This window comes from Pseudarthrobacter sp. NBSH8 (assembly GCF_014217545.1).
GTDB lineage: Bacteria > Actinomycetota > Actinomycetes > Actinomycetales > Micrococcaceae > Arthrobacter.
The window spans coordinates 1,880,787-1,899,919 of record NZ_CP043178.1 but is presented as its reverse complement, the minus strand read 5'-3'; the positions used below and the strand labels follow the sequence as shown (position 1 = coordinate 1,899,919).

General features: G+C 66.3%; 21 protein-coding genes. 8 read left to right on the top strand and 13 right to left on the bottom strand.

The features are described from left to right. Positions 1-19 precede the first annotated feature (19 nt). The gene (locus tag FYJ92_RS08730) at positions 20-391 is read left to right on the top strand and encodes a UTRA domain-containing protein (RefSeq protein WP_185263485.1); all 372 of its coding nucleotides are present in this window, start codon (positions 20-22) and stop codon (positions 389-391) included. Positions 392-480: 89 nt separating this feature from the next. Here FYJ92_RS08730 and FYJ92_RS08725 read toward each other — a convergent pair whose 3' ends face one another. Together FYJ92_RS08725 and FYJ92_RS08720 are read right to left on the bottom strand one after the other, a co-directional pair. Further along, a complete protein-coding gene (locus FYJ92_RS08725) occupies positions 481-1,536 on the bottom strand; it encodes a DNA polymerase IV (RefSeq protein ID WP_185263738.1) in 1,056 nt (351 codons plus the stop codon). Positions 1,537-1,652: 116 nt separating this feature from the next. Further along, complete coding sequence (locus FYJ92_RS08720; RefSeq protein ID WP_185263484.1) at positions 1,653-2,117, bottom strand: phage tail protein; 465 nt, start codon at positions 2,115-2,117, stop codon at positions 1,653-1,655. 57 nt (positions 2,118-2,174) lie between these two features. Between FYJ92_RS08720 and FYJ92_RS08715 the strand changes: the two genes are divergently transcribed. Next, positions 2,175-2,459 carry a methyltransferase gene (locus FYJ92_RS08715; RefSeq protein ID WP_185263483.1) on the top strand — a complete coding sequence of 95 codons (285 nt, stop codon included), beginning with the start codon at positions 2,175-2,177 and terminating at the stop codon, positions 2,457-2,459. A gap of 53 nt (positions 2,460-2,512) precedes the next feature. On the opposite strand, the gene FYJ92_RS08710 is transcribed toward FYJ92_RS08715, so the two are convergent. The 6 genes from FYJ92_RS08710 to FYJ92_RS08685 form a co-directional block, all read right to left on the bottom strand. Beyond that, on the bottom strand, positions 2,513-2,797 hold the full coding sequence (locus tag FYJ92_RS08710; protein WP_185263482.1) for a hypothetical protein: 285 nt from the start codon (positions 2,795-2,797) through the stop codon (positions 2,513-2,515). Positions 2,798-3,150: 353 nt separating this feature from the next. Then, entirely contained in the window at positions 3,151-4,623 is a 1,473-nt protein-coding gene (pntB, locus tag FYJ92_RS08705; RefSeq protein ID WP_255482358.1) for a Re/Si-specific NAD(P)(+) transhydrogenase subunit beta, read from the bottom strand. Beyond that, the gene (locus FYJ92_RS08700; RefSeq protein ID WP_185263481.1) at positions 4,620-6,197 is read right to left on the bottom strand and encodes a Re/Si-specific NAD(P)(+) transhydrogenase subunit alpha; all 1,578 of its coding nucleotides are present in this window, start codon (positions 6,195-6,197) and stop codon (positions 4,620-4,622) included. The genes pntB and FYJ92_RS08700 overlap by 4 nt, the downstream gene beginning before the upstream one ends. 630 nt (positions 6,198-6,827) lie before the next feature. Further along, positions 6,828-7,163: a hypothetical protein gene (locus tag FYJ92_RS08695; RefSeq protein WP_185263480.1), complete on the bottom strand. Its 336-nt coding sequence runs from the start codon at positions 7,161-7,163 to the stop codon at positions 6,828-6,830. A gap of 50 nt (positions 7,164-7,213) precedes the next feature. After that, on the bottom strand, positions 7,214-8,194 hold the full coding sequence (locus FYJ92_RS08690; protein WP_185263479.1) for a TIGR03086 family metal-binding protein: 981 nt from the start codon (positions 8,192-8,194) through the stop codon (positions 7,214-7,216). A 31-nt stretch (positions 8,195-8,225) separates the two neighbouring features. After that, positions 8,226-8,561 (bottom strand): helix-turn-helix transcriptional regulator, encoded by a 336-nt coding sequence (locus FYJ92_RS08685; RefSeq protein ID WP_219729695.1) that lies wholly within the window; start codon positions 8,559-8,561, stop codon positions 8,226-8,228. Positions 8,562-8,880: 319 nt separating this feature from the next. Here FYJ92_RS08685 and FYJ92_RS08680 point away from each other — a divergent pair, with 319 nt between their 5' ends. Together FYJ92_RS08680 and FYJ92_RS08675 are read left to right on the top strand one after the other, a co-directional pair. Then, on the top strand, positions 8,881-9,810 hold the full coding sequence (locus FYJ92_RS08680) for an MTAP family purine nucleoside phosphorylase (protein WP_185263477.1): 930 nt from the start codon (positions 8,881-8,883) through the stop codon (positions 9,808-9,810). Then, positions 9,807-10,874 (top strand): NAD(P)-dependent oxidoreductase, encoded by a 1,068-nt coding sequence (locus FYJ92_RS08675; RefSeq protein ID WP_185263476.1) that lies wholly within the window; start codon positions 9,807-9,809, stop codon positions 10,872-10,874. The genes FYJ92_RS08680 and FYJ92_RS08675 overlap by 4 nt, the downstream gene beginning before the upstream one ends. Here the strand turns inward: FYJ92_RS08675 and FYJ92_RS08670 are convergent. Together FYJ92_RS08670 and FYJ92_RS08665 are read right to left on the bottom strand one after the other, a co-directional pair. Then, on the bottom strand, positions 10,871-12,010 hold the full coding sequence (locus FYJ92_RS08670; RefSeq protein WP_185263475.1) for a cell wall metabolism sensor histidine kinase WalK: 1,140 nt from the start codon (positions 12,008-12,010) through the stop codon (positions 10,871-10,873). The genes FYJ92_RS08675 and FYJ92_RS08670 overlap by 4 nt on opposite strands. Next, on the bottom strand, positions 12,003-12,743 hold the full coding sequence (locus FYJ92_RS08665) for a response regulator transcription factor (protein WP_185263474.1): 741 nt from the start codon (positions 12,741-12,743) through the stop codon (positions 12,003-12,005). Before FYJ92_RS08665 ends, FYJ92_RS08670 begins: the two co-directional genes overlap by 8 nt. A gap of 122 nt (positions 12,744-12,865) precedes the next feature. Between FYJ92_RS08665 and FYJ92_RS08660 the strand changes: the two genes are divergently transcribed. From FYJ92_RS08660 to FYJ92_RS08650, 3 genes are read left to right on the top strand one after another with little or no spacing between them, the layout of a single operon-like run. Beyond that, positions 12,866-13,684: a glycosyltransferase family 2 protein gene (locus FYJ92_RS08660; RefSeq protein WP_370526229.1), complete on the top strand. Its 819-nt coding sequence runs from the start codon at positions 12,866-12,868 to the stop codon at positions 13,682-13,684. Next, entirely contained in the window at positions 13,681-14,379 is a 699-nt protein-coding gene (locus tag FYJ92_RS08655; protein WP_185263473.1) for a DUF2064 domain-containing protein, read from the top strand. Before FYJ92_RS08660 ends, FYJ92_RS08655 begins: the two co-directional genes overlap by 4 nt. Next, on the top strand, positions 14,376-15,113 hold the full coding sequence (locus FYJ92_RS08650) for a class I SAM-dependent methyltransferase (RefSeq protein ID WP_185263472.1): 738 nt from the start codon (positions 14,376-14,378) through the stop codon (positions 15,111-15,113). Before FYJ92_RS08655 ends, FYJ92_RS08650 begins: the two co-directional genes overlap by 4 nt. On the opposite strand, the gene FYJ92_RS08645 is transcribed toward FYJ92_RS08650, so the two are convergent. Together FYJ92_RS08645 and FYJ92_RS08640 are read right to left on the bottom strand one after the other, a co-directional pair. Beyond that, entirely contained in the window at positions 15,074-15,586 is a 513-nt protein-coding gene (locus FYJ92_RS08645; RefSeq protein ID WP_185263471.1) for a hypothetical protein, read from the bottom strand. The two genes, FYJ92_RS08650 and FYJ92_RS08645, sit on opposite strands and share 40 nt — an antisense overlap. Continuing rightward, positions 15,586-16,803: a molybdopterin-dependent oxidoreductase gene (locus tag FYJ92_RS08640; protein ID WP_255482357.1), complete on the bottom strand. Its 1,218-nt coding sequence runs from the start codon at positions 16,801-16,803 to the stop codon at positions 15,586-15,588. The genes FYJ92_RS08645 and FYJ92_RS08640 overlap by 1 nt, the downstream gene beginning before the upstream one ends. A 112-nt stretch (positions 16,804-16,915) precedes the next feature. On the opposite strand from FYJ92_RS08640, the gene FYJ92_RS08635 reads away from it, so the two are divergent. Next, on the top strand, positions 16,916-18,358 hold the full coding sequence (locus tag FYJ92_RS08635; protein WP_185263470.1) for a glycosyltransferase 87 family protein: 1,443 nt from the start codon (positions 16,916-16,918) through the stop codon (positions 18,356-18,358). Between the two features lie 90 nt (positions 18,359-18,448). On the opposite strand, the gene FYJ92_RS08630 is transcribed toward FYJ92_RS08635, so the two are convergent. Then, positions 18,449-19,099 carry a hypothetical protein gene (locus FYJ92_RS08630; RefSeq protein ID WP_185263469.1) on the bottom strand — a complete coding sequence of 217 codons (651 nt, stop codon included), beginning with the start codon at positions 19,097-19,099 and terminating at the stop codon, positions 18,449-18,451. Between the last annotated feature and the right edge of the window lie 34 nt (positions 19,100-19,133).

The window sequence follows — 19,133 nt, the reverse complement described above, 5'->3', positions numbered from 1 at the left end:
CACCACGGTGCCGTCGTCAATGACTGCGCCACCTGGGTGGCCGGTAACGAGGCGGCCCCGCCTGGCCAACGGAGCACCAGTCAGCGTCGATGAGTCGTGGCTGCCGCCGCACCTGCTGCCGGACCTGCTCTCGTCAGATCTGACCGGTTCCCTGTACCGGGCTTTGGGAGCCGCCGGGCACCCGGTCGAGCAGGCGGAGCAGACCGTGGAGGCCGCCGCGGCGTCGGTGGAAACGGCTGCCCTGCTGGGCATCGCGCCGGGAGCACCCGTCCTGCTCTTCAAGCGCCGGTCCTTCACCGGGACCGAAGAACCGGGAACTCCCATTGAGTACGCCATCTCCACGTACCGCTCGGACCGGTACCAGGTGTCGATGCGCCTGGCACTGGGCTGACCCGGAGTCACGTGGGTGATCGTGCAGGTCGGCGGCACCACAGTCATCGAAGCGATTCTTCCGCGCTGGTGAGAACGGGAGCGACGCCGTTACCAACCGCCGCGCGTAGGCGTATGTCCCTTTCGGGCCTCGTCGGGCATTGCCATCTCGGCCCGCAGGCCCAGGAGCCGGATCGGACGGCCCGCTTCGATTCCGGCTGCGAGGTCCAAGGCCCGCGCGAGGATGTCGTTCCGGTCGAAGGTTTCAGGAATCTTCTTCGCGTGGGTCTTGGTGACGAACGGTGCGTACCGAACCTTCAGGGTCAGCCCAACGACGGGCCGCCCTTCGGCCACAACATCCTCAAGGACACGCGCTGTCAGCTCCCGCACGGCCTCGTCCACCTGGGCGGGCCCGGTCAGGTCCCGCTGGAAGGTGGTCTCCCGGCTATGCCCGCGGGCAACCCACGGGGTGTCGTCCACAACGCTGGTGCCGTCCCCGCGCCCGAGCTCCGCATACCACGGACCCATCCTGGGGCCGAACTCCGGGACCAGGTCCTGCGGGTCGGACGCGGCGAGCTCGGCCACTGTGTTGATGCTGAGCTTGGCCAGCCGGCCCGACACTTTGGTTCCGACGCCCCACAGGTCCTTGGTGGGCCGGCTGCCCATGACGTCGAGCCAGTTCCCGGCAGTAAGACGGAAGACACCGGCCGGCTTGCCGAAACCGGTGGCGACCTTGGCCCGGACCAATGTGTCGCCGATGCCCACGCTGCAATGCAGCTGCGTTCGCTCCAGGACAGCTGCCTGCACCTGCCGGGCGTAGGCTTCCGGAACCTCCGCCTCGGTGCCTACAAAGGCTTCATCCCAACCCAGCACCTGCACGGTGGCGCCGGGCAGCGCGCGCAGGGTAGCCATCACCGTTTTAGACGCCGCGAGGTAAGCCTCATGATCGACGGGCAGGATCACAGCGTCGGGCACTTTCCGGGCCGCAACGCGCAAGGGCATCCCGGAACCCACACCGAACGCCCTGGCTTCATAGGATGCAGTCGACACCACAGCCCGTTCCGTGGGATCGCCGCGACCGCCCACAATGATGGGCTTGCCCGCAAGCTCCGGCCGCCGCAGCACTTCGACCGCCGCGATGAACTGGTCAAGATCGACGTGCAGCACCCACCGGATTCCGCTCACGCCAACAGTCTGCCCTAAACATCCCCGGCAGGCATCCACTCTCAATCGAGACGGCGGGAGCCGCACTCGGCATGCTCCCGGGCGCGGAAGTCAGCTGATCAGTACTCGCCCTTAATCACGAAGTAGGAACCGCGGATAACGCCTGCCAGCTTTGATTTCTGGCGAGCAAACTTGAAACGTGATGCGAGTTCCTCCGGAATCTCCATGCCTTCAGCCAGTTTGAATCCGACCGCCCGCTTCCCGCCGTCCCCGATGCTGTACATGACGTTGATCGACAGCCCCGACTCGTAGAACACGTAGTCCATCCGCAAACCGTCAACTTCGAAGGCCGTAGCTTCGAGGGGGCGGGAGCCGATCACGATATCGCGCTCGTCCGCTAGGATCCGGCTCACCCGCTCGACCACGTCCGGAACCTCGCTTGCAGGACTGACGGTGAAGACGTGGTCGTATTTATTGCGGTAGTAGCGCCCCTCGTTGGCGCGCAACCCAGCGATCGCCTCGGCGACCGGAGACGATTCCAGGCCAACAATGGAAACGTCCTTGAAGTCGACAACGTACGGCATGCGCCCTCCTGATTTCGATGTGTTGGACCAACGATAATCTGGGGTAGCCTGACGAACATGGCCAAGGCAGCCTCGCACGCACGCGCGTGGATCGGGACGATCATTTTCCTTTTCCTCGCGCCCGGCGTCGTCGCGGGCCTCATCCCGTGGCTCTTTTCCGGCTGGCAGCGGTACGACGGGGGCGGCGCGGCGTGGGTCGTCGTGCCGATCGCTCCGACCCAGGCTCTCGTCGTGACAGGTATCTACCGGTTCGTGCGCAATCCGATGTCCCGGGGTGGTGGCCGCGGCTCACGCCGTGGCGTGGCCGCCGGCAGTGACAGGTTTGAACGGGCTGGGCGGTGAACTCGGGCTGAAATTTACGACAGCTTGTCTCAGCATGGGAACTCCGCCTTGAACTATTCCTTGAGGTGCTGGACGAGCACATCAAATTCGTCCACTCCAAGGACCTCCATGTGTTGCTCCGCGCTGGTCTCGGAGCGGATCCGATCCGCTTCCTGACGGCTGCCCGCAAGCGCCTCCTCGTCATCCCACAGCGTTATCGAGAGTGACGTGTTTGCTTTTCCCAGAAGGTAATAGATCCCCCTGCATCCCGGCAGGGCAAGCACCTGGTTGACGGTTTCTCCTGAAGGCGCTCCCGTACTGTCAGGAGCGGGTCGGTACGTGCTGACGCGAGCGAACATTGCGTTTCGTCCTCTGATAGCCGTTGGTTAGGCCTCCAAGCCACACGAGCTGTTGGCGGCAGACTTGGGAGGCTACGCCTCCTCCCACTAGTAAGTACCCGGGCTGCTGGAAGTGCAAGACCGGTGAGACCTGCTGCCCCGGCCCTCACCTCGACCACGGGGGTGGTCTGCGATCGGTGTTCCTCGCGAAACAGGCGGACCGCCACACCAGTGATTCGTCATAGGACCCCTGCGCTGCAGGCTGCTGGTCGGCTTCTCGTTCTTGAGCAGTTTCAGCCTGCAGCGCACCGAACGGGCGGATCTCAGCTTCTACGTATCAGCTAACGGGGTACGTCAGGAGGAGAGGTTTTCGTCTAGAACGCTTTGAGGATGTCTTCGACGCGTTGTTTGGCGTCGCCGAAGAGCATTTGGGAGTTGTCCCGGTAGAACAAGGGGTTTTGGACTCCTGCGTAGCCGGCGGCCATGGAGCGTTTGAACACCACGACGTTCTCTGCTTCCCAGACCCGCAGGACGGGCATCCCGGCGATCGGGCTTCCCGGGTCTTCGGCCGCGGAGGGGTTCACGGTGTCGTTCGCGCCGATGACGAGGACTACCGAGGTGTCGCCGAGGTCTTCGTTGATTTCGTCCATTTCCAGGACGATGTCGTAGGGGACCTTGGCTTCGGCGAGGAGCACGTTCATGTGTCCGGGCAGGCGCCCGGCGACGGGGTGGATGCCGAACCGGACGTTCACGCCGCGTTCGCGGAGCTGGTGGGCGAGTTCGGCGACGGGGTATTGGGCCTGTGCCACGGCCATGCCATAGCCCGGGGTGATGACAACGCTGGAGGCGTTGGTCAGCATGTCCGCGGTGGCCTGGGCGGTGATTTCGCGGTGCTCACCATACTCCGCGTCCGCCGCGGCGGGGGCGGCGATGCCGAAGCCGCCGGCGATCACGGAAATGAAGGACCGGTTCATGGCCTTGCACATGATGTAGGACAGGTACGCACCGGAGGAACCGACGAGGGCGCCGGTGATGATGAGCAGGTCGTTGTTCAGCAGGAAACCAGCGGCGGCTGCGGCCCAGCCGGAGTAGCTGTTGAGCATGGACACGACGACGGGCATGTCGCCGCCGCCGATGGAGGCCACGAGGTGCCAGCCCAACCCCAGGGCCAGGACGGTCACCACAACGAGGAGCCAGAGCTGGGAGTCGTTGACGTACCAGACGGTCAGGGCAACGAACCCGGCAAGGGCGCCAAGGTTGATCGCGTTCTTACCCGGCAGCATCAGCGGTGAGGACTTCATCCTTGCGGAGAGTTTCAGGAACGCCACGATCGAGCCGGTGAAGGTCACCGCGCCGATGAAGACGCCGATGAAGACCTCGGCATGGTGGACAGCCATCAGGTCCGGGGACAGGTCCGGGGCTTCCAAGTGCCCGTTCCAGCCCACCAGCACGGCGGCGAGGCCAACGAAGCTGTGCAGCAACGCGATCAGCTCCGGCATACCCGTCATTTCCACGACCCGGGCACGCCAGAGCCCGATGGCCCCGCCGACCAGCACGGCGGCCACGAGCAGCACCAGGCCGGTGAGTCCCGCCCCGGTGCCCCAGGCGTCCTGGAGTGTCAGCCAGATGGTAGCAGCGAGGGCGATGATCATCCCGGTGATGCCGTAGATGACCCCTGCCCGGGCTTTCTCGTGCTTACTCAGCCCGGCGAGGCTGAGGATGAACAGCAGGGCCGCGACGATATAGGCCGCGCCGGCGATGGAATCGGCGGTCAACGGACCGGAGACGGTGTCAGACACAGTTGAGCTCCTGATAATGATTTGCGTTGCTTCGGTGATGGCGCTCATGAACGTGCCCGTTCTTCGCGGGAGAACATCGCGAGCATGCGCCGGGTGACGGCGAAGCCGCCGAAGATGTTGATGCTGGCCAGCAGGACCGCGACGGCGGCGAGCACCTGCATGACGATGTTGTCAGAGGTGACCTGCAGCAGAGCCCCGACGACGATGATCCCGGAGATCGCGTTCGTGACGGACATCAGCGGGGTGTGCAGGGCGTGATGGACTTTCCCGATCACGTAGAAGCCGACCACGACCGAAAGCATCAGGACCGTGAAATGCTGGGGCAGCGGCGCGGGGGCAACCGCGTTGACTCCGAACAACACCGCGACGCCCGCGGCAAAGAGCCCGGCCTTACCGGCGGGACTGAGCCCCTGCTTCTTCTTCGACGCCTTATCGGCGGAGCGTTCCCCGGCGCGGCTGGCGACGTCGGTCTGGGTTTTGGCGGCGGGTGCGGCGGAGACCTGGACCGGGGGTGGCGGCCACGTCTTCTCCCCGTCCCGCACCACCGTTACCGAGCGCTGCACCACGTCGTCGAAATCGATCCTGAGCTGGCCGTCCTTGTCCTTGGTCAGGAGCTTGAGCAGGTTCAGCATGTTCGTCCCGTACAGCTGGGAGGCCTGGGCCGGCAGCCGCGCCGGGAGATCCGTGTAACCCAGGATCACCACACCGTTATCGGTGACGATGCGTTGCCCGGCCACCGAGCCTTCGACGTTCCCGCCCTGCCCGGCAGCCATATCCACGATCACGCTGCCCGGCTTCATACCGGCCACATCCTCTGCCGTAAGCAGCCTCGGCGCCGGACGCCCCGGAATCAGCGCCGTGGTGATGATGATGTCCACATCCCGTGCCTGTTCGGAGTAGATCTCCGCGGCGCGGGCGTTATACGCCTCAGACGTGGCCTTCGCGTACCCGTCCGAGGACTGCATCTCCTCGGACACCTCAACCTTGAGGTAGGTCCCGCCGATCGACTTCACCTGGTCAGCGACCTCAGGCCGCGGGTCCGTCGCACGCACAATCGCACCCAGGCTGCTCGCCGCCCCGATCGCCGCCAACCCCGCCACACCGGCACCGGCAACCAGAACCTTAGCCGGCGGGACCTTGCCCGCCGCCGTCACCTGACCGGTGAAAAACCTGCCAAACTCATGCGCCGCTTCAATCACTCCCCGGTACCCGGCAATGTTCGCCATCGAACTGAGCACATCCATCGACTGCGCCCGCGAAATCCTAGGCACCGCATCCAGGGCCAACGCCGTGATCGGCCGCGCCGCCAAAGCCTCCACCAGCTCCGGCCGCAGCCCCGGGCTCAGCGAACCGATCAACGTCGCCCCCTCGGCCAAACGGCCGATCTCATCCTCGGTGGGCGGATTGATCCGCAGCACCACCTCACTGCCCCACGCCTCGTCGGCCCCAACAATCAGGGCACCCGCCGCAGCGTAGTCTTCGTCCCTGAAGGAAGCGGACTCCCCCGCACCCTTCTCGACCACAACCTCGTAGCCCAAATCCAATATCTGCTTCACCGTGGTGGGCGTCGCCGCCACCCTCGTCTCTCGGCCTAACTCGGCCACGATCCCAATACGCGTCATTTGCTGCTCTCTTTCATCATGAATATGCCCGGGACGGGGAATCCGCCGCCCGGGCGTGCCGACTTGTGAATAATCCCCGGGGGGCCTGCAGACGTTGACCGTCGGGCATCTCGGGTTACGGGGCCGCGGTCCCGGAGGACCCGTCTCGCGGCCCTGCGATGTCTGGCGCTGACTTGAGGGCAGTAATTCTCAGCACCGAGACTCCGCGTGCGGAGCCATGGAACGGACCAAACTCGAACCAGAGTCAGGCCACCACACGCTGCCGGAATGCCTCGCTGCAGTCCCGACCGGCTGTCCCGATGCGGTAAATCTTTCCTTGGACACTACTTTTCAGTACTTCCAAGAGGCTTTCCAGAGAAATCCATGGAAAGAAGTTCATTTATTCGCGTATTGTCAAAAACTCGGCAATTCGACTTCCAGAAACCACCGCAGGTCCGGTTTGTGGACCCGAGGGCCGACGTTCACGCCCGGACGGTGAGGTGACTGTGCTCGGCCAGGGATTTGAACCGGTTGCGTCCGGAGGCCGGGCTGGTTTCCACGCGGCATGGGAATTCCTGATTCAGAGGGGTGCCGGGGCCGCCGCCCTGGTGGCGCGGCGACCCCGGCAGGATATGACGAGAAGGTCCTCAGCTACATTCCGGGAATCTGCTGGGCCTCGTGGACCTCGAGTTCGCTGCCCGGCATATTCAGGTGCGGGTGCTGCTTAGCGAGTTCCAGGGCTGCCTCAGACGTCTCGGCTTCGATGAGGCTATATCCGGAGACCTCGAGCTGGCTCGGCGCTGTGGCTCCACCCGGCGAAACGCGGACGCCGTTGGCCAAAGGGGTTCCGAAGTCGATCAGCCCGTCGCCCACTTTGGCACCCCAGGCGTTCCACTCCCCCATAGCAGCTTCCATGTCTTCCGGCGCCGGCGGCGCGGCCTCGGCGGGTGTCATCGGAGAGTGATAGATAAAGAGAAACTTGGACATTTTCGTTCCTTCTTTCGTGATTATTGTTTTTGTTGTGCGGGGCGAAACGGTCAGACGGTGACGGTCCGGCCGGTAAACGCAATGAGGCGTTCAAGGCTGCCTGCGGTCTCCGCGACGGGCTGGGCCGGCGCGAAGCTGCCGCCGGAGCGGACCTGCTCGGAGATGGTCACCAGGGCAAGGCCCTCCACGTAGTCCGTGACGACGTCGGACACGGTCAGGTCCTGGCCACTCGCCTTCGCGAAGTCCCACGCATGGACCATCAGCTCCAGGTTCAGGATGCTGGCCACCATGGTGGCGGGAAGTTTGGCGAAGCCCATGTCGATCGTGCCATCAAGGCCGCGGCGGGCGAACGCTTCCAGCGTGGGCTGGGCGAGTTCGGCGATGCGGACCTCGGGAGCCGCATCGGCGCGGTTCGTGACGTCGGCGCCCAAGGCAGTGCCGATGTTCTTCAGCGACCCAGCCAGGTGCTCGAGGAGTTCATGGGCAGTGAAGTCCTCGCACGGCGTCGGCTTCTCACGGTCTTCCGGGGTGAGCTTCCGCAGGACACCCAGCAGGACTGCCAGCGACGCGTCGGCGGAGATGAGGTGGTCGATGGGGTCCGGGGCGGCCGACCATTCGTCCGGGCCGGCACCCGAATCTGACGACGCCTCCGCGACCAGGCGTCCCAGAAAGTGGTTCCAGCCCTCGGCGTGTGCCGTGGACTGCTCGGGCGTAAGGCCCTCATGCACCAGGCGAAGCGACGTGCCGCCGTCGACGGGCTCCAGCGTAATGGTGACCGTGGACGCTCCCGGCGGCAGGTCCGTGGCCGACTCCCAGCCCCAGGTGAACACGATGCGCTTGCCCGGCTCGATTTCCTGGAACGTGCCGGCGGCGTGGTGGCCAGGGATGATGGTCCAGCGGTATTCGCCGCCTACGCGAAGGTCCACACGGGCGGCCACCGTCTTCCAGCGGCGAAGGCGTTCCGGCTGCGTGATCAGGGCGAAGGCCTCGTCAGCGTCGACGGGCAGGTGGATGGTTTTGTCGAAGCTCATGAGAGCGGTCCTTTGTCTTGGAGCGAAGTAACTAGCGGGGTGGTGCCGACTTGCCTGGACCGTGCCGGCCTGCTGCCAACGCTGCCGCGTCCGCGGCCAGCAGATCCAGCTCGTCGGTCCAGAACTGCTCGACCAGCCCACGGAGACGGCCCATGCCCTCGGGGTCGAGCCGGTAATACCTGTTCCGCCCTTCCTTGCGCGCAATTACCAGGCCTGCCTGTTCCAGTAGCAGCAGGTGCTGGGAGACAGCCGAGCGGCTGACTGTGAAGTGGGCGGCCAACTCCCCCACGGACTGTTCCTGACGTGCCAGGAGGCGCAGCAGCAGCCGCCGGTTCGGCTCCGCAGCGATCTCCAAGGCATCCAACACACTTAATACGTTAGTTGTGGCTAACGTATTAAGCAAGGCCCGACGATCGAAAATGGCCCGCGACCTTTGTCGATTCCTGGACCACGTGTACAGCCATGAGCCAACAACAACAGGACTGCGGGGCACCATGTTTGTGGACTTTACGGCCGCGACGGAACTTACAACCGTATTACCGGGGCCAACCAAATCTGACTGAGGCAATCAGTAGATATTGCTAGTATTCAGGCCGCCCCCGAAGGGGGAACTGCGGTGCAGCTCGTTCGGGACTTGTAAGGATTCGACCCGCGTCGGCTGCTGCAGGGGTTGGCATGATGGGGTCATGGACTATCCCTCGGAACCCCGGGCCCGCGTCGGCATCATTGGCGGCACCGGCCTGTACCAGCTGCCCGGCGCCGCCGTGCTGGAGACGCTGGATGCCGCGACGCCTTTTGGCCCGCCGTCCAGCCCAGTCACCGTTGCCCGGCTGGCTGCAGGGGACGGTCCCGGAGGTGCGGACGGCCCGGTGGTCGTGTTCCTGAGCCGGCACGGCCGCGGACACAGCATTGCCCCGCAGCAGATCAACCACCGTGCCAACTTCTGGGCACTCAAGAGCATGGGTGTGGAGGCTGTCATCTCGTCCGCGGCAGTGGGCGGACTGGTTCCGAGCCACGGAACCGGAACCTTTGCCGTACCCGACCAGTTTCTGGACAGGACCTGGGGCCGGGCGGACACTTTCTACGACGGCTCGCTGCCCACCGGCGTGCAGCACCTGCCCGCCGCCGAGCCCTACAGTGCCCCGCTTCGCGCCGCACTCATCGCCGCTCTGGAGTTGCAGCGCGAGCACTTCGCACCGGCTGCAACCATGGCTGTCATCAACGGGCCACGCTTTTCCACCAAGGCCGAGTCGGCAGCCCTGGTCCGGGCAGGTGCGCATCTGGTCAGCATGACCCAATACCCCGAGCCGGTGCTGGCGGCGGAGCTGAACATGCATTTCGCGGCGCTGGCGTTCATCACTGACGCCGACACCGGCCATGACGGTTCCAGGCCCGTAACCGCGGAGCTGGTACTCGGCCGCCTGGCGGCCGCGCAGCCGCGGATTCTGGCCGTGCTATCCGATGCGGTGAGGAGGGTATCCGCGGGGCTGGCCTGCGTGGAAACGGCGGACGGCGGCGGATTCCCTCGGATGGCCCTTATGCCCGCCGACGCCGTGGCCACTGTGATGGGCGCCGCCAGCCCAGTCCGCCCCGGTACTGGAAGGAGCGCGCCGTGAGGATTCTGGTCACGGGCGGAGCCGGTTTCATTGGCGGCCACATCGTCGAGGTCGCCCTGGCCCGCGGCTGGGAGGTCCGGACCCTGGATTCGCTGGATCCGGTTGTGCATCCGGTCAGGCCGGCAGTAAATCCCGGCGCGTCCTTGCTGGTGGGCGACGTTGGCGATGCATCCACCGTTGCTGCGGCTTTGGAGGGGATCGACGTCGTTGTCCATCAGAGCGCCAAGGTGGGCCTCGGCGTCGACTTCTCCGATGCGCCGGACTATGTCCGCAACAATGACCTGGCCACGGCCGTACTCCTGGCAGGCATGGCCTCGGCCGGCAGGGACAAGCTGGTGCTGGCCTCTTCCATGGTGGTCTACGGCGAGGGCGCGTATACGGACTCATCCGGCCGGCTGGTGCGACCAGGCCCGCGCCGGGCGGAGGACATGGAGCACGGAATCTTTGACCCCCGGGACCCTGTCACCGGCGAGCTCCTGCTGCCCACACTGGTCACCGAAGGCGCGGTGCTGGACCCGCGGAACGTCTATGCTGCCTCCAAACTGGCCCAGGAAAACCTGGCATCGGCGTGGGCCCGTACAACGGGAGGCACTGCCGCCGCCCTGCGGTACCACAACGTGTATGGGCCATGGATGCCCAAAGACACACCCTATGCGGGCGTGGCCAGCCTGTTCCGCTCGGCCCTGGCCCGCGGGGCGGCGCCGCGGGTGTTCGAGGACGGCGGCCAACGCCGCAGCTTCATCCATGTGGCGGATGTGGCGGAGGCAAACCTGTGCGCCGTTGAGGCGCTGGCGGCAGGCGGGGTCATGGCGGCAGGCAGTATGAGGGCTTACAACGTGGGAGCCTCGGAGGTCCATACTATTGGTCAGGTGGCGGGGGTCCTGAGCACTGTTGGCGGCGGCCCGGTCCCTGTGTTCACAGGCGAATTCCGGTTGGGCGACGTCCGGCACATCACCGCGAGCTCTGCACGGGCCAAAGCCGAACTGGGTTGGGCTCCGCGGCGCAGTTTCGAGGACGGCATGCGCGAGTTCGCCACCGCCCCGCTGCGTGGGGAACTGCCCTAGACGGCCGGTCCCAGACCCTCCTGGCCGGTGGGGATCCGCAACCGAAACCGGCACCCTCCCTCAACGTTGGCAACCTCCAGGGCGCCACCGTGGGCCTGGAGGATGCCGTGGACAATGCTTAGGCCTACCCCTGCGCCGCTGTAGCGCGATTTGGTGCGACCGGCGTCCTTCTGCCAGCCCGCGGTGAGCATCCGGGGCAGGTCCTCCGCCGGGATCCCGCCGCAGCCGTCTCGCACCTCTACTACCGCCTCGCCGGCGGCGGAGGTCACGGCAATGGACACGGTGCTGCCATGAGCGCTGTACAGAATGCCGTTGAGGACCACATTGCGGATGGCCCGGGACAACGACGCGCCGTCGGCAGCCACCAAGGTGGGGGCGACAGCGTCGCCGTTGATGGCAATGGCCCGGCCTGCCGCGACAGGGGCGAGGTCGGCAATTGCGTCGCTGACGACGTCGTACAGGTCCAAGGGCCGGTGGTCCAGCACCAAGGTTCCGGCCTGGATCTTGGAGAGCTCGAGCAGGTCATTCACCAGCACGGCCATCTGGTCGGTCTGGCCGATTATTCGCTGGTGGTAGCCGGAAACATCCTCGGCAATGCCATCCTCCAGCGCCTCGGCCATGGCGCGCATACTGGCCAGCGGGGTGCGCAAATCGTGGGAAACCCAGGCCACCAGTTCGCGCCGTGCAGCCTCCACTGCCTGTTCCCGTTGTCTGGATTCTTCGAGTTTGTGGCTGGTGGCAGCAAGCTCGGCGGCCAACGCGGACAGTTCCGAGGTCATTTTCCTTTGCGGTGCCACGGGCTCTCCGCGGCCGATTCTGGCCGCGTCCCCGGCCAGGCGGTTGGTGTTCCTTGCCAGCCCTACTCCCAGGAGCACTGCGACCACCGTGGCAACGACCGAGGCGATCGCCAGGATGAACCACATCACCTGAAGATCCGCCTCCGAGATGAACATGGCGTTGAAGGCGCTCACCATCCCTGCCACCAGGATGGCGATGGTGGCCAGGACCACGAGCAGGATTTGCACCACAATGGAGGTCCTGCCGAGCAGCCGCTGCAGCACCACAGTCACAGCGCCGATGGCCAATGCCCATGACAGCACAACCGTGACAATGATGAACAGATCGCCGCTAGTCATGGCTGGCCGGCTCCGTGCCGTCGTCGAACCTGTACCCCACGCCCCACACCGTTTTCAGCAGCACGGGCGTGGTGGGGTTGGCCTCGATTTTTTCGCGCAGCCGGCGCACGTGCACTGTCACCGTTGACAGATCGCCAAAGTCCCAGCCCCAAACGGCCTTGATGAGTACGTCGCGGCTGAAGACCTGGTTGGGGCGGCGCAAAAAGAACGCCAGAAGATCGAATTCCCTAGCTGTCAGTGTGAGGTTCGTATCGCGGTATCTGACGATGCGCGAGGCCGGGTTGAGGGCAAAGCCGGCCAGCTCCACGGGCGGTTCCGGGGTGAATTCCTTGACGCTGCGGCGCAGCACGGACTTCACCCGGAGCACCAGCTCTCGGGGCGAGAAGGGCTTGGTGACGTAGTCATCAGCGCCCATTTCCAGGCCCAGGATGCGGTCGTCCTCGGTGCCCAGCGCGGTGAGCATGATGATGGGCATGGACTGGGTGAGCCGGATCCGCCGGCATACCTCCGCCCCGTCCAAACCAGGCAGCATACGGTCCAGGATGATCAGGTCCGGTTTGTGCGTCCGGGCCAGGTGCAGGGCACTGAATCCGTCACCTGCCATATCCACCTGGAAACCAGCCAGCACCAAATAGTCGTGCACCACCTGGGCGATGGTGGCCTCGTCTTCAACGAGCAGGATGCGCCGGTTGCCAACGTCCCGGGCGTCCGCGTCGGGCTGGACACTATTCACGTTCCCAGCATAGGTTCGTGGACGCCACTTTGGGTCTGTAGAGGGCTGCCGGAGGGCAAGCGTCCCGGTTCCGTAAGGATTTCCACCTGCCGCGCCGGGCCCGCGGATTCTACGGTCGAAGGGTGGAGAAAAGACAGAGCAGTTCGCACGATGGAACCGGCACGGCCAGCGCCCCCTGCACAGCGGACGACGACGCCGGCGGCGCACCCGCCGTGCTGGTGGATGTCGTGCTGCCCTGCCTCAACGAGCTTTCGGCCCTCCCCCACGTACTGGCGGCCCTGCCGCCCGGATACCGGGCAATAGTGGTGGACAACGGCTGTACCGATGGCTCCGGAAAGCTCGCCGCCAGTCTGGGGGCCGCCGTCGTTCATGAACCGCGGCGCGGCTTTGGTGCGGCAGCCCATGCTGGCCTGGTGGCTGCCACGGCGGAGTTTGTGGCCTTCTGCGATTGCGACGGTTCGCTGGATCCTGCACAACTGGCCCCGATGCTGGAGCTGGTGCGCGCCGGGCGTGCCGATCTGGTCCTGGGTGCCCGGCGGCCAGCCCGCGGCGCCTGGCCGGTCCATGCCCGGCTGGCCAACATCGTCCTGAGCAGGCGGCTGCGCCGGTTGACGGGAATCCCCGTCACGGACTTGGGCCCGCTTCGCCTTGCCCGGCGAACTGCGTTGCTCGGGCTGGACCTCACCGACCGGCGCAGCGGTTATCCGCTGGAGATGTTCCTCAAAGCCCACCGCGACGGCTGGCGCGTGGCCGAGATCCCGGTCGCTTATGCGCCGCGCCTGGGCAAGTCCAAGGTGACCGGCACGGTGCGTGGAACCCTGACAGCACTCAAGGACATGAGGGCGCAGCTGGCCGCCGCATCGCGGTGGACGCCAGCGACAGGCGCCGGTAGACCGACTGCGGGCGGACCCCCGCCCGAGGCCCGGGGAGCGACGCCGTGACCCTCACCATCGCGGTCATCGCCAAAGAATGCATCCCAGGCAAAGCCAAGACGCGCCTCACGCCACCGCTCACGCCTGCGCAGGCCGCAGCCCTGGCCCAAACCAGCCTCAGCCAGACGCTGGAGACGGTGCGGTCCTTCCCCGCGGCCAGGCGGTTGCTGGTGTTTGAGGGGACGCCGCACCGCAGGGACGCTGCGGGTTTTGACGTGGTTGCCCAGGGTGGCGGCCGGCTGGACGAACGGCTGGCGGTCATCTGTTCGTTGGTCACCGGCCCGCTGCTGATTCTGGGCATGGACACGCCCCAGTTTTCCCTTGCACCACTCGCAAGGCTGGTGGCGGACTGGTCCGCCCCGACGCCCCGCCACGACGCCTGGATCGGACCGGCAACGGACGGCGGCTTTTGGGCCCTGGGCCTGCACCGGCCCTACGGCAGCCTGGTCCGGGGCGTGGAAATGTCCACCCCGCAGACCGGGGCGCACCAGTTGGCCCGGCTGGCCAGCGCCGGCCTGGCGGTGGGGCTGTTGCCCACATTGACGGACGTGGACCACTTTGCCGATGCCCTGGCCGTCGCCCGCGCTTGTTCCGGCACACCGTTTGCCCGCGCGGTTGACCGCCTGGCCCTGGGGCTGCCGACGGCAAAGGTGCCCGTTCCGGTGCCGACCGGCGCAGCAACCGGCGGGGCGGCCCAGCGATGAGCACCCAGACAGCCTCCACCAATACCGGCCCCTGGGCAGGCGGCGGATCTGCTGGCGGCAGCATCCCGGTCGCCTTATTTGGCCAAGGAGGACACGAGCCGTACGCAGGCAGCCTGTCCCTCGGCCTGGGGCACCTGACCCTCCGCCCGGAATCCGCCCGCCCGGAACCCATCGGGCCGGTCCACTTCAGCATGCAAGGCTGGTCCGCACCGGCCACCGCCTGCGAACGCGAGCTGCTGCGGACCCTTCGCGGACCGGTTCTTGATGTGGGCTGCGGCCCTGGCCGGATGCTTGCCGCTGCCGGTGAACTGGGCTTGGTGGCAATGGGCGTTGACGCGAGCGCTCCCGCGGTGCGGGCGGCCACCAGCCGTGGCGCAGTCGCGATTCATAGCTCCATCTTCGACCCGGTGCCGCACGAGGGCGGTTGGGCGTCGGCGCTGCTGCTGGATGGGAACATCGGCATCGGCGGGAACATACGGGTGCTGCTGGAGCGTGTTGCCGCACTGCTGGCGCCGTGCGGGCAGGCGTTGGCAGAGGCCGAAATCTCCGATTCCCTTGATGTGGCGTATCTGGCCGTGTTGGAGGATTCGGCCGGACGGGCCAGCGCTGCCTTTCCCTGGGCCCGCGCCGGTGCGAAAGCGCTGGCCGCCCATGCGGCCCGGGCGGGGCTGGTCTCCGTCGCCACCCGGACTGTTCAGGGCCGGGTCTTTTTGACGCTGGAACGTCGGGTGTAAAGTCCGACGGCGGCCACGAACCCCGCAGCGGCCACCACCAGAACCAGCCAGAGGATGCCCAAGGCCTGCACATAGTCCCCCTGCAGGACTGTATGGTTGGCCCCGCTTCCCGGGCCGCTTGGCTGGAGCACCTGCTGGGCGCGAATCAGCGGGGCTGCCAGCAAGGTCACCACCGCCCCTACCAGCAGGGCGCCGCGCACTATCCCCTGCTGGACGGGGCGCAGCCCGTACGTAAGCCGCGACAGTCCGCCGCCGGCCAGCGTTGTCAAGGGGACCAGCACGCCGTCGTGCACCACCAGTGCTGCCGCAAGCCAGGCTGCCACGCCGATCAACTGGGCCAGCGGCACATTGGCCAGGAATCCGAAGACGGCATAGCCGAGGGCCGCCGTGCCCAGGGCCCCCAGAGCTGCCCGCATCCACCAAAACGGTCCGCGCTCCACGGTAACCGGGGGACCCATCAATGGCAGCCGCATCAGATCACCTCCACCCTGTGGACCCATTTGGTCTGCAGTACCCCCGGCCGGCCGGGAGCGATGATCCGTGCCGGATAACCGTGGTCAAGGTCCAGCGGCGCGCCGTTGAGTTCGAGCGCTAGCAATGTCTTCTCGTCCTGGCTGTACGCGGCGGGCATGAAGGAGCGCCCGTAGACGCCGCCCTGCTCCAGACTGGAAATCTGCAGACCGGCATCCGCTGGCGCGCCCACCAGGGCCATCAGGTCCCGGATCCGGACACCGCGCCATTGGGCGCCCTGGCTCCACCCCTCCACGCAGGCGATGGGAAGTCCGTAGCTGTGCTGGGGCAGGGCGGTCAGCTGGGACAGCGTCAACGTCTTGTGCACCGATCCCGAGGCCACGGTCAGCACCCAGTCGGGGGCCAGCGCAGCGCCCTCGACACCGGCCTGGGCCGCTGTCCGGTTGATCGGTACCCCCTGCGGCCCCGCGTCCATCCGGCGCGGTGCGAAGAGGTTCAGGCCCGCCAGCCACGCGAACGACTGGCCCGCCGTCGTCAGAACGACGACGCCGGTGCCGGCGGTCATTGCCGCCAGGAACCCCCTGCGGCTCCACCCGGGCCTGGTGGCAGGCGCCATGGCAGCCGGAACCGTTTCGCGCTCCGGCGCTGCTTCAGCAGCCTCACCCGCGATGGCGGAAGCCTCCGACCGGCGGCTCCAGTGCGCCCGGATGAGCGGCAGCTTGACTGCGATGTGCAAGGCCAGCGACCCAATGATCACCCAGCCCAGCCAGTAGTGGACGTCCTTGAAGGAAAACGGCCAGGGATACCACTGGAAGGTGTTGAGCAATCCGATGGTGACTTCCACCAGGGAGGCGGACACGAAGAGCGCAATCGAGGCCCGCTCGAGGGCGTGCACCACGGATTTCAGCGGCGGCCAACGCAAGAGTTCTGGAAATGCGGACCAAAGCTTGGCTGCCAGCAGCGGGATGGAAGCAATCCCGGTGGTGACGTGAATGCCCTGCGTGGCAGCGTACACCCACACTGGACGGGTCGGGAATAACATCCAGCCGGGCGGATCCTGCAGGAGGTGGCTGAAGAGTCCGGTCAAGAAGCAGACCGTGAACGCCATGCCGAGCCAGCGGCCCAGCACCACCGTCAGGCGTTTGCTCCGCAAGCGGGAGGAAAACCGTCCGTTCACCGCATCCATCCGCTGCTGGAGGAGGGTGGTCAATCTGTCCATACTCACATCAGACCACTGAGGCCCGTACCCAGTCCCGGGCCAGACCTTACAAAACTCGAACGCTCCTTTGGTTCCATGGCCAGCGGGCCTGCACGCGGTGCAGGATCAAGGGGTGAATGAATTAACCCCCCGCCGCGCGCGGGCCGGCCAGGCGCCCGGGCCAGCGGGGAACAGCTCGGCGGGAAGCGGGCCGCGGCACGCTGGCGCCACCATGGCGGCGTTGGCTCTGGTGGCATTGTTGGCCGGCTCCGTCTGGTGGACCGTCACCACCGATCCGTCAGCGGAGTGGGTGTCCCCCCTTGGCGCGCTGGCGGCATGGGTATTCTTTCTCCCGGCCGCCCTGATGGCGCGCCGGATGCCCGCCCGGCATGCGGCCGCCGTCGTGCTGCTGGGCTCCTTACTGCTGGGCACCGCGGCAATTTCTGCAGCGCCTGCCACGAGCAATGACTCCGCCCGTTACGCCTGGGACGGCATCGTCCAGAAGGAGGGAATTAGCCCCTACCGATATGTGCCGGCCGATGAGGCGCTTCGGCAGCTGCGACCGGAATGGCTGTTCCAGGACGCCGGACCGGACGGAACCTGCCACACCAACCCCTTTTCGTCCGGTACGGAGACCACCACCAGCATTCCCGGCGGCGGCACCCTGTGCACGGCCATCAACCGGCCCTCCGTTCCCACTGTCTATCCGGCAGTGGCGGAGCTGTATTTCCTCGCCGTCCGGCTCATTCCCGGCGCAGACGTTGGGTTCATTGCCTTTCAGCTGGTCGGGCTGCTGCTGAGCCTGGCCGTGACGGTGCTGTTGCTGACGTTCCTGCGCCGCACAGGCCGTCCGGCACACCAGGCAGTGTGGTGGGCGTGGTCCCCGCTGGTGGCCTTCGAAGCCATCAACGGCGCCCACGTGGACACCCTCTGCGCGGCGTTGGCGCTGGCCGCTGCGCTGCTGCTGGTGGGCCAGCGCACGCTGGGTTCCGGGATGGCCTTCGGGGCGGCGGTGGCCACCAAGCTTATTCCCGCCATCAGCGCCCCGGCACTGCTCTACCGCCAGCCGGTCCGCTTCGTCGCTGCGGCAGCTGCCACTTTCGCCGCGGCGTACGTTCCGTATGTCCTCGCCAGCGGCTGGACGGTACTGGGCTATCTGCCCACCTACCTCAAATCGGAGGGGTACGACGGGCAGGACAGCCCGCGCTTCACACTGTTGAAGCTGGTGCTCCCGGCCAGCTGGGCGATGCCGGCGGCCCTGGTGCTGCTGCTGGGTTTGGCCGTGTATGTCTGGCGGACCACCAACGCCGCCCGGCCGTGGGACGGGCAGGTTTTCATGGTCGGCGGGACGCTGCTGCTCGTCTCGCCCAGCTACCCCTGGTACGCCTTGCTGCTCCTGCCGTTCGTGGTCCTCAGCCGGCGCTACGAGTTCACCGCCATCGCCCCCGTGCTGGCAATGATGTATTTTACGGGCGCCGAACCATACGGCCAGCTGGTGGCCCGGCTGGGACTGGGCGCCGCCGTCGCACTTATTGTGGTTGCCACAGTCGTGAGACAACGGCGTTCCACGGGCTGAGGTGGTGGGACCTTCATGGCTTGGAAACGCGGCCACATGGCTGTTTCCGCCACGACGAACGATAGCGACAGCAACAAGAAATGCGTTATGTCATGGGTGCTCGACCCAGCAGGCGAGGATGGTGGTGGAGAGCTGGTAGGCCAAGGCGTTTCGGCTGATGCTTTCCGGGCCCAAGGTATCCGGCAGGTCCGAGGCATCGACGTGCAGGACGAAGTTGTCTTTCTGGAACACGGCCGAGCCGTCTGCGGTTTCATAAGCGGGGAATCCCAGGTTGGCCAGGCCTTTGATGGGGGTGGCGTCCTTTGCGAGGGCCTGCATGGCGTCGAAGTATTTGCGTGCGGACGCTGGGTCTGTAGCTTCCTGCACGGAAATGTCCAGCCCACCTTCCTGCAGGTGGTAGGTGCAGGTGAAGGTGCTGTCCGCCCAGTGGTTGACGGTGTGCGGGTCCTCCTTCAGGTCAAGGATGGAGGTGAGCCTGGCCATCGGCTGATCCCCGCACACCATCAGGGCGGCGTCGCTGGGTCCGGCCGGGCTTGCGCCGGACGTTGCCGTTGCGCCGCCATGGTGTCCGTTGGCGCTGCCGGAATGTCCAACGCTCGGCGTAGTTCCCGGTGAGGCCGGCGCTGAAACGTCCGACGGCGGGGCGGACACCGCGTCCACCGATCCCGCCGCAGCAGCGCAGCCGGAGAGCAGCACGGATGCGATGGCCAAGGCTGCCAGCGCGTGGGCTCGGTGTTTCATTTTTTGTCCATCCTTGATTGTTTTCCGCTCCGTA

What these genes read in the sequence shown, in the direction of transcription:
- FYJ92_RS08730 (WP_185263485.1), top strand. Translation starts at nt 20, where the DNA reads ATGACTGCGCCACCTGGGTGGCCGGTAACGAGGCGGCCCCGCCTGGCC.
- FYJ92_RS08720 (WP_185263484.1), bottom strand. Translation starts at nt 2,117, where the DNA reads ATGCCGTACGTTGTCGACTTCAAGGACGTTTCCATTGTTGGCCTGGAA.
- FYJ92_RS08715 (WP_185263483.1), top strand. Translation starts at nt 2,175, where the DNA reads ATGGCCAAGGCAGCCTCGCACGCACGCGCGTGGATCGGGACGATCATT.
- FYJ92_RS08710 (WP_185263482.1), bottom strand. Translation starts at nt 2,797, where the DNA reads ATGTTCGCTCGCGTCAGCACGTACCGACCCGCTCCTGACAGTACGGGA.
- pntB (WP_255482358.1), bottom strand. Translation starts at nt 4,623, where the DNA reads ATGAGCGCCATCACCGAAGCAACGCAAATCATTATCAGGAGCTCAACT.
- FYJ92_RS08700 (WP_185263481.1), bottom strand. Translation starts at nt 6,197, where the DNA reads ATGACGCGTATTGGGATCGTGGCCGAGTTAGGCCGAGAGACGAGGGTG.
- FYJ92_RS08695 (WP_185263480.1), bottom strand. Translation starts at nt 7,163, where the DNA reads ATGTCCAAGTTTCTCTTTATCTATCACTCTCCGATGACACCCGCCGAG.
- FYJ92_RS08690 (WP_185263479.1), bottom strand. Translation starts at nt 8,194, where the DNA reads ATGAGCTTCGACAAAACCATCCACCTGCCCGTCGACGCTGACGAGGCC.
- FYJ92_RS08680 (WP_185263477.1), top strand. Translation starts at nt 8,881, where the DNA reads ATGGACTATCCCTCGGAACCCCGGGCCCGCGTCGGCATCATTGGCGGC.
- FYJ92_RS08670 (WP_185263475.1), bottom strand. Translation starts at nt 12,010, where the DNA reads ATGACTAGCGGCGATCTGTTCATCATTGTCACGGTTGTGCTGTCATGG.
- FYJ92_RS08650 (WP_185263472.1), top strand. Translation starts at nt 14,376, where the DNA reads ATGAGCACCCAGACAGCCTCCACCAATACCGGCCCCTGGGCAGGCGGC.
- FYJ92_RS08645 (WP_185263471.1), bottom strand. Translation starts at nt 15,586, where the DNA reads ATGCGGCTGCCATTGATGGGTCCCCCGGTTACCGTGGAGCGCGGACCG.
- FYJ92_RS08640 (WP_255482357.1), bottom strand. Translation starts at nt 16,803, where the DNA reads ATGGACAGATTGACCACCCTCCTCCAGCAGCGGATGGATGCGGTGAAC.
- FYJ92_RS08630 (WP_185263469.1), bottom strand. Translation starts at nt 19,099, where the DNA reads ATGAAACACCGAGCCCACGCGCTGGCAGCCTTGGCCATCGCATCCGTG.